This is a genomic window from Microcoleus sp. MON1_C1 (assembly GCF_036701945.1).
In the GTDB taxonomy this organism is placed as follows: domain Bacteria; phylum Cyanobacteriota; class Cyanobacteriia; order Cyanobacteriales; family Microcoleaceae; genus Microcoleus.
On the sequence record NZ_JAUBRO010000101.1, the window covers coordinates 1 to 7,372 of the forward strand.

Sequence of the window (7,372 nt, forward strand, 5' to 3'; positions counted from 1 at the left end):
GGTAAAAACTTTAACTACTAGGCAGCAAGAACAAATCGAATCAATTCTGAAATGCTACGCCAAAGGCATCACCGGCAAAAATAAAATCCTCAAAGAAGTTTGGGGAGTGTCGGCAGGCAGTAGCCAAGCTTACCGAGACGCTAAAGCAGAGTATGAATTTTTGTTGCCCTTTGTCAAAGGAGAAGAGGATTGATGTGAGCCGGGAGGGGGCTGGCTTACGGTCTGCCTCCCGGCCGCGAGTTGCAACCGGGTCTAGTGACACCCACTACACAACCACGAGCAACTTTAAAAACTAGACGCGCATAGCACATAACGACATCCAAAAATGGTAGTGAGGAATAAAAGTTACGACCTATAGGTCAGGATTTTGAGTATTGGTCAAAAAACGGGGAAAAATACACTCTCCCCATCGTCCAAAATATACCCCTCAAACCCTTGCTATAGCTGGCTCTCTACGGCACAAAGTCATATGAGTTTGTGTAAATAACTCGTTATACTTCGCAATTCCTAGCAGAACGAGATTTAGACCACTCAAACCTGCGTATAAACGTGCATAGAGAAATATCACTGAAACCCTTAGTTCTGTGTCCACCTCACAAAGCTTTAGCACTATGTGTTAGCACTTTCTCACTTTGTATAAATTTGTGTTCTCAATCCCATCCGCCGCTAAAATATCCACATGGACAACCACCCACTAACACCACGAGAAATTTTAGAAGAGCGCCGATTGTGGCGTTGGTGGTTGCGTTGGTTTGTCAAATACAATCCGAGGTTTAATCCTCAGAGAATCTGTGCACTCGTCACCGAGTACAGCAAAGAGGCAATGCTTCTAGCAATGGCTAAGCATTTGGCACATCAGATTCTATTGCTTAAAGCCTTAATCCTCATTCCTAAATTCTGCAATGGCTTAATCGGTGTCTCGCTCACCGACACTGTTACCGCACCGCAATCAACCAGCGGGGCGGTTCCACCTATGCCTTAAAATTTTCTAAAGACTCTAAGCACCAAAAAACCGCTGCGACTGATTGGAACCCAGGATGCAACGGTTTTTTGAGAAACCACAATTAACTCCCGCCAGGTTGCGGGTGAAAATCATGTCCAATAATACTAACGCGATCGGCAGTCACGCTTCAAGTGACTCAATTCTATCAGAGTCTACTCAATCTTGGCAAGAGTTATCTAATTCTACTCAATCTTGTCCAAAATCCTTTAAACTTACTCAAACTTACTCAAGCTTCCTCAACGCCAAACATCAAGCCGACATCCAAGCGCGAGGCATTTTTCCAAAATGGGCTGCTGCAAACTGCATGACCTGCGATATCCCTAAAGCGTCACTGGTGTTGGATTACAAGGCATATTCACCGGGTATCATGCTGATGTCGGACTGCTACGGGCAATGGCAATTTCGCCCGGATGACCCGTGGCACAGCAAAGGCAAAGAAGACAAAGACCCGCCAAAATACCGAACTCCCAAACACGAGTACGATCTATTTCTAGCCAAGCATCCAGACATACAAGCTTACTGGGAAGATTTAGAAGCGCTCAAGGCTCGCTGTTTTACCATCAACGGCAAGCCCTACTTACTCCTGACTGAGGGCGGTTTCAAGGCAATAATTGGCTGTCAGAATGGCATTCCCACTGTTGCGGTTGCGGGTGTGACGATGGGGTTAACGCCGAAGGCAAAAGGTGAGCCTGATTTAGTCCCCGCACTAAAGCGACTAGCAGAGGCGGGTTTTAACTTCATCATTGCATTTGACTCCGATCATCCAGACAAAACAGAAACCCTAAAAAATGTTCGCTACCACGAAGCTAAGCTGGCTAAAGTCCTTAAAAGCTATGGCTGCGACGTATTATCAGTTACGGGTAAGTGGAGCCACGAGGACGGCAAAGGGATGGATGATTTTATCCAAAACAAGGAAATTCAGGCATTCAGAGAAATTCTGATGAAAGCGAATGCCGAAGTTGAAACGGCTGACACAAGCGATTCACCAGCTAAAGCCAAAAAACCGCCCACACCGCAAGAAATAACTGCACGGCTAGCAGAAGAGTTTGGGCATGAACTCAAATACGACGAAGAACAGCAGACTTGGCGCAAGTGGAGTCGAAAACACTGGGAAAAAATAGGGCTAGGCGCGTTCAGAAGTTGGCTAAAGAAGACTCTGGACGGCAAAGGGGTAAAGTACGGCGGAAGCGCTTATCTTGAAGACGTGCGGAAGCTTCTAGAGTGCGACTTGCGCCAGCTTAAGTGGCAATTCTGGGAAAAATCACGTTACATCAATTTCAGCAATTGCGTGTTTGATGGTGCCCAAGCTAAAACCCTCAATCACTCACCGGGCATGGGGTTTACTTCCTTTTTGCCCTATGAATACAAACCCCTAACAGGCGAGTTGGGCGATAGTCTCGAAGCACTGTGCGTGAATTGCCCTAACATTTATCAATTTTTCTACGAGGCAATGAAAGGCGACAAACGCAAAATGTTTAAACTGCTGGCAATCATCAATGCCCTGCTTAAGCATCGCTTCTTTGACTTGCAAATGTTCGTTCACTTGGTTGGCAAACCTGGTAGTGGCAAAGGCAAATTCGCACGGCTCTGTGAAAAACTGGTAGGCGAGAGTAATTATATCGGGTGCCAGCTTGACCGACTGACTGACGGCAGTACCAAGGCATCCATCATAGACAAGCAGTTGGTAGTTTTTCCCGACGAGCGGAAGCCCGTGGGAGTTGACAGCATACTGAGCCTTACTGGGGGCGACATAATTTCCTATAGGGAGCTTCACACGCCGGCCGCAAGTGCCTACTTCTACGGAACCATAATGATTTGCTCAAACAAACCTATCTTTGTGGGCGATACGACGGGTTTAGAGCGTCGGCTCTGTCTCGTAGGGTTTGACAATCCCATACCTGATGACAAGCGCGACCATTCCCTAGAGGCGGAACTTGACAGCGAAATACCTGCCTGTATAGCGATCGCTCTTTCTTTGGCAGATAAGACCGTTACTCAAGCGATACGAGGAAAGGGAACCGACCAAATCATTGAATTCAAGCGCAAAGAGTGGGAAATGAAGGTTGAGTCGGACTCGATCGCAGCATTTTTTGATATGGCGCTGATATCCGACCCGACAGCGGAAACCCGCACCGGAGAGCTATTTGAAGCTTACACAGCCTTTTGCACTGAGGGAGGAATGTCTCGCATCAAGCTTCCTAAGTTTGGGGGGATGCTTGCCGATATCTTGGCTGGCGAGAAATTACCCTTTACCCGCAAACAGGGTGCTAGAGCTTCTTTTGTGGGTTTGAGATTGCGAACCGACACCGACACTCAACCTACTCATTCCGAAGTTTTAGCGGGAATTGTGGGGGTTTGTGAGGGAGTTGGAGGGGGTTTGGAGGGGGTTTGTGAGGGATTTAAACCCTTGCCAAATATAGAGTTGAGGGAGTTGAGGGGGTTTGACTCTAAATTATGCGTGGAAAAAACAAACGAAAAAGATTTTCTGCCAGATGAAGAAGAAAGCGATAGAGAGATAAATTTACCCCTCTCAACCCCCTCAACTCCCTCAAATGCAGAGCCAGTAAAGGATACAATCCTCTCCTCAACCCCCTCTCAACCCCCTCTCAACCCCCTCTCAACTGAGATAGAAAAACCGCTTACTCTTGCCGATGAAATGAAAAATGCGCTGGCAAGCGCTGACCGGGAAGCAGCGCGGAAGATCTGGACTCAGGTCAAGGGTGATAAGACCGCTCAAGAAAACCTCAAGAGCCAATTAACCGAGGATGAAAATACCAACGTCCGATTGCTGCTTAACTGTGGTTTTGTCAAAGGTCTGCGGGTCAAGTACGTCGGACAGAAGTTTGCAGAACAATTTGAAGGAATGGAGCTAATGATTGACGATATCGACTCTCACCACGGGGTCTGCTGCAAAAAACCTGACGGCAGTTGGACGGCTTACCTTAACAAAGCAGACTGGCAGAAGATTTAGCCACTAACCCTACCCTGCAACTCGCATACCTTGGGGTGCAGGGTAAGGCGATCGCAAATTCTCTAGAATCCCTCAATCCCTCAATCCCTCAATTCCGAGATTCCGAGATTCTAGCCACATCATGCAAATTGCAGCCACCGGGAGTATGTGCCACTTCCTATGTGGCTGTGTGCCAATGTCAATAATAAACTCTCTATGTAACCCCTTGACAGTTACCTAACGTTTATGCAACCATATTAGTTACATAAACGTTAGGTAACTGGTAGGTAATTGTTATGACGATTCCATCGGTGGTAAATGGCTGTATACAGACAGACGACAAAAAATTTAATGGAATACCGCTAGCCGACGACAAAGGCAGGAAATGGGTAGAAACTATCAACTCTTTTAGATACGAGCCTATAGCAGGGGGAGGGAATAAGCCATTTACGGCAAGGAAAGAATCTACTAAAAGTGGCGATTACTGGTATGGTTACAGAAAAATGGGGGGGAAGTTACACAAAAAATATATTGGCAAGACCTCAGAAATATGCTTTACCCTGCTAGAAACTATTGGAAAGGATCTGAATACTCCCCCACAACCACGGGTTGCAGAAGTTACAGAGAAAGTTACAGATACAGCTAGCCAGAGAGTTACAGAAGTCATAGGTAACTGCGATGCTGGCAGGTTGACTGCTCTAGAGTTGCAAGTGCAGGCTTTACAGGAATCGTTAGAAGCCTTAAGGAGAGAGCTGCCGGGAAAGTCCGACTCGGGTAATTCTGAAGAGTTACCCACGGTTGCAGAAAGCGAGTTACAGAATGACTTAAGCAACCTGAAAGCAGAGAACGAAGCTTTGAGGCAAGAATTCTTAGACGCCAGGGCTGATTACGCCAAACTTCTAGAAATTAGCAGCCACATAAAAGCCGACCGGGAAAAACAGATTGCGGACTTGCGATCGCAACTTGGGACAGAGCGCGCCGATCGGGAAGAACTCGAAACAGAACTTGCCGACCTGAAACAAAATTCTGAGATTGACTTTGACTACGCAGGCAAGGCGGGTGAGTTAGTAAGCTGGCTGCGAAAAGTTGTAGGGAGGTTGCTACCCAAGGAAGTCACTGTTAAAGCGGTTCAGAAAATATTGCAGGGTAGCGGCGATAATTGAGGAGTCCTGAAATACATCCCCGGGGCAAATTAGGAAGCTACATACAGCCCTGGCTAACCCTGGGGCTTCCCTCGCACAAAACTTTACAGCTACCAGTTGACAAGCAGCTAGAAAAGAGCGATCGTAAGTATCAGAAGTTCTCTGCGCGGTCAATCCGGTGTAATCAGCACCGAATCGACTACGACTTCTACAAACGTTCAATCCAACGCTTGGAGCCTAACTATAATGCCACATTCAGCCGATTGTCCGGAGGGGCGATCGCAATTATTCACGTTTGCTCGGCGCGACTTCCTGCAAAAAGCAGCATCGGCCGCTTTGCCGTTCCTCTTTTTACGTCCTCAGCCTGCTGCTGCTACCCCTCTTAATAAGCGCCCCTCGCCGGAATTTGCGATCGGTGACTTGGTTGCCCAAGACTGGGAAGGGGACGAGGACGAGGACGCTCCTCAGTTTTCTACTGATTTTGGCGAAGTTGTGGGGCTGTGTTATGTGCCAAAAAAGGGTTCATACTTATCCCCCCATGTTTGGGTCTACTACATTTACTGGACGCGCAGCACCTCTGACTGTTGTTCCTACCCGTGTTTTGACGGAGAACCGACCGTAGGCAGCGAGTTGAGACTTGTCAGTCATGCCTGAGCCAATGCGGTCGCGCCGCCGAATCGAACATTTGAAGCAGCTTTCTTATGACTGCGGTCTCACGAACGACCAGGCACGAGAATTTGGAAAACTTACAGCGACGGCAACATGGGAAAAGTTGCTGACTTCGCACGGCCTAGAGTTCGATCGCAAATCTGGAATCTCACATATAGACGGCTCGACTGTTTTACATGAAAGCCCACATCAGATTAATTTGATGGACTGGCTCGAATGTCAACAGATGATTGCGCTCGGACTTGCAAGCGTAATTTTTGCCGTGCTTTTCCTTCATGTTTTCCCGAATAACCGACCACTTCATTTACTCCCACAAATCAAAATCACAATTCAAATAGGACAGAAATAAATGGGACTCATGCAAAAACTTTTGGGCGGTGGCAGTCAAGCTGCTACTCAGTCCGGTGGTGGCTTGGTTCATGATGGCAGTCACGCGATCGACAAATCGAAAGTTATGGCCGCTACTTCAGCGGATGCAATCTCACCGCTCAACCCTGGCAAGTTCGCAGCAGCCGATCGCTCGGTTCCGATCATTGAAAAACCCCGCTACTTCACTCAGGAAGAAGCGGACGCGATGAAAGAGCTTGCCAAGCAAAAGACCGACGGCGCTAAGCAATCTAAGCGCGGTTATGAAGCTGCGGTCAAGATTGAAGAGGCGGATGCAAAAGTCCATAAGTATCACCGGGGGTACGAAGGGGCCGTTGCCGATGGGGAACTCAAAAAGAAACGGGCGGATGTTCGACTCGGCAAACACTTGCACAATCAACGCCCCGCTTATGCCCGGTTGGGGATGAGCCTCGACCAAGCAGCCAGCAATGCAGAAACCCGCATCGGTGAAATCAAAGCCAAGTTGCAGGGGGCAAAAGAATGACAAAGGCGATCGCAATTTTCAACAATTTTCTGATGGTTGCGGTTGCCTCCAGCTTCCTGTGCTGGGTGGCATCGCTCCATCCTAATGCCCTGGCGTTCGCCCGTGCGGTCTACATAATTTTTGCAGTTCTCTGGATGTTGAGTTGGATGCTTGATGACTGGCTGATCCAAAAACTCAAAATTAACGCGCTCAACTTGCAGGGCATTTTGTGTTTGGGTTTTGCAGCAGCAGCCGTGGGACTGGGGGTCATGTTATGTCGATTTTAAAAGTTTCTGTCCTGACTGCTTCTGCTTTTACCTTGTGGCTAGCGCCACCGTTTGTACTCAGCAAAAAAATCCCTCTGCATAATTTCACAACCGGTTTAGCTTTGCTCGGCTCGTTTGCCTGCTGCTTTGAAGCTCGCAGATTAGCGGTTAAGCTTAGCCAAGTTGAAGAATTTGAGGCGATGAAATCGGCGGCGATTAATGCTGATGTCGCTGATGAACTAGCAACAGAAATTTACGTTTCTGAACAGCAGCGCCGAATTGAAGCCGAGGCAATTCTCAATTCAGGCGATCGAACTGACGATCGAACTGAAGAGCGAGAAGCCGAACTGAATTCGATAAAGCAGTCGCTAGAACTGTTGCTGAATCAGACTTCCGATGATTCTAACGAATTGACGGTAAAAACTTTAACTACTAGGCAGCAAGAACAAATCGAATCAATTCTGAAATGCTACGCCAAAGGCATCACCGGCA

General features: G+C 47.7%; 7 protein-coding genes and 1 pseudogene. All 8 read left to right on the forward strand.

Translation table 11 applies throughout. The features are described from left to right. Positions 1-193 (forward strand): annotated as a pseudogene (locus tag QUA62_RS28560) (hypothetical protein); the annotation flags it as partial. 486 nt (positions 194-679) lie between these two features. After that, positions 680-982: a hypothetical protein gene (locus tag QUA62_RS28565; RefSeq protein WP_333408185.1), complete on the forward strand. Its 303-nt coding sequence runs from the start codon at positions 680-682 to the stop codon at positions 980-982. Between the two features lie 112 nt (positions 983-1,094). Next, positions 1,095-3,974: a DUF3854 domain-containing protein gene (locus QUA62_RS28570; RefSeq protein ID WP_333408186.1), complete on the forward strand. Its 2,880-nt coding sequence runs from the start codon at positions 1,095-1,097 to the stop codon at positions 3,972-3,974. Between the two features lie 275 nt (positions 3,975-4,249). After that, positions 4,250-5,116 (forward strand): hypothetical protein, encoded by an 867-nt coding sequence (locus QUA62_RS28575; RefSeq protein ID WP_333408187.1) that lies wholly within the window; start codon positions 4,250-4,252, stop codon positions 5,114-5,116. A gap of 225 nt (positions 5,117-5,341) precedes the next feature. Continuing rightward, complete coding sequence (locus tag QUA62_RS28580) at positions 5,342-5,749, forward strand: hypothetical protein (protein WP_333408188.1); 408 nt, start codon at positions 5,342-5,344, stop codon at positions 5,747-5,749. Between the two features lie 364 nt (positions 5,750-6,113). After that, positions 6,114-6,635, forward strand: coding sequence for a hypothetical protein (locus QUA62_RS28585; RefSeq protein ID WP_333408189.1), 522 nt, complete (start codon positions 6,114-6,116; stop codon positions 6,633-6,635). Continuing rightward, positions 6,632-6,901 (forward strand): hypothetical protein, encoded by a 270-nt coding sequence (locus QUA62_RS28590; RefSeq protein ID WP_333408190.1) that lies wholly within the window; start codon positions 6,632-6,634, stop codon positions 6,899-6,901. Before QUA62_RS28585 ends, QUA62_RS28590 begins: the two co-directional genes overlap by 4 nt. Further along, positions 6,889-7,372, forward strand: a 484-nt coding sequence (locus tag QUA62_RS28595; RefSeq protein ID WP_333408191.1) for a hypothetical protein, incomplete at its 3' end; no start/stop codon positions are given. The genes QUA62_RS28590 and QUA62_RS28595, both read left to right, overlap by 13 nt.

Coding starts and splice junctions, on each gene's coding strand:
- QUA62_RS28565 (WP_333408185.1), top strand. CDS start 680: ATGGACAACCACCCACTAACACCACGAGAAATTTTAGAAGAGCGCCGA.
- QUA62_RS28570 (WP_333408186.1), top strand. CDS start 1,095: ATGTCCAATAATACTAACGCGATCGGCAGTCACGCTTCAAGTGACTCA.
- QUA62_RS28575 (WP_333408187.1), top strand. CDS start 4,250: ATGACGATTCCATCGGTGGTAAATGGCTGTATACAGACAGACGACAAA.
- QUA62_RS28580 (WP_333408188.1), top strand. CDS start 5,342: ATGCCACATTCAGCCGATTGTCCGGAGGGGCGATCGCAATTATTCACG.
- QUA62_RS28585 (WP_333408189.1), top strand. CDS start 6,114: ATGGGACTCATGCAAAAACTTTTGGGCGGTGGCAGTCAAGCTGCTACT.
- QUA62_RS28590 (WP_333408190.1), top strand. CDS start 6,632: ATGACAAAGGCGATCGCAATTTTCAACAATTTTCTGATGGTTGCGGTT.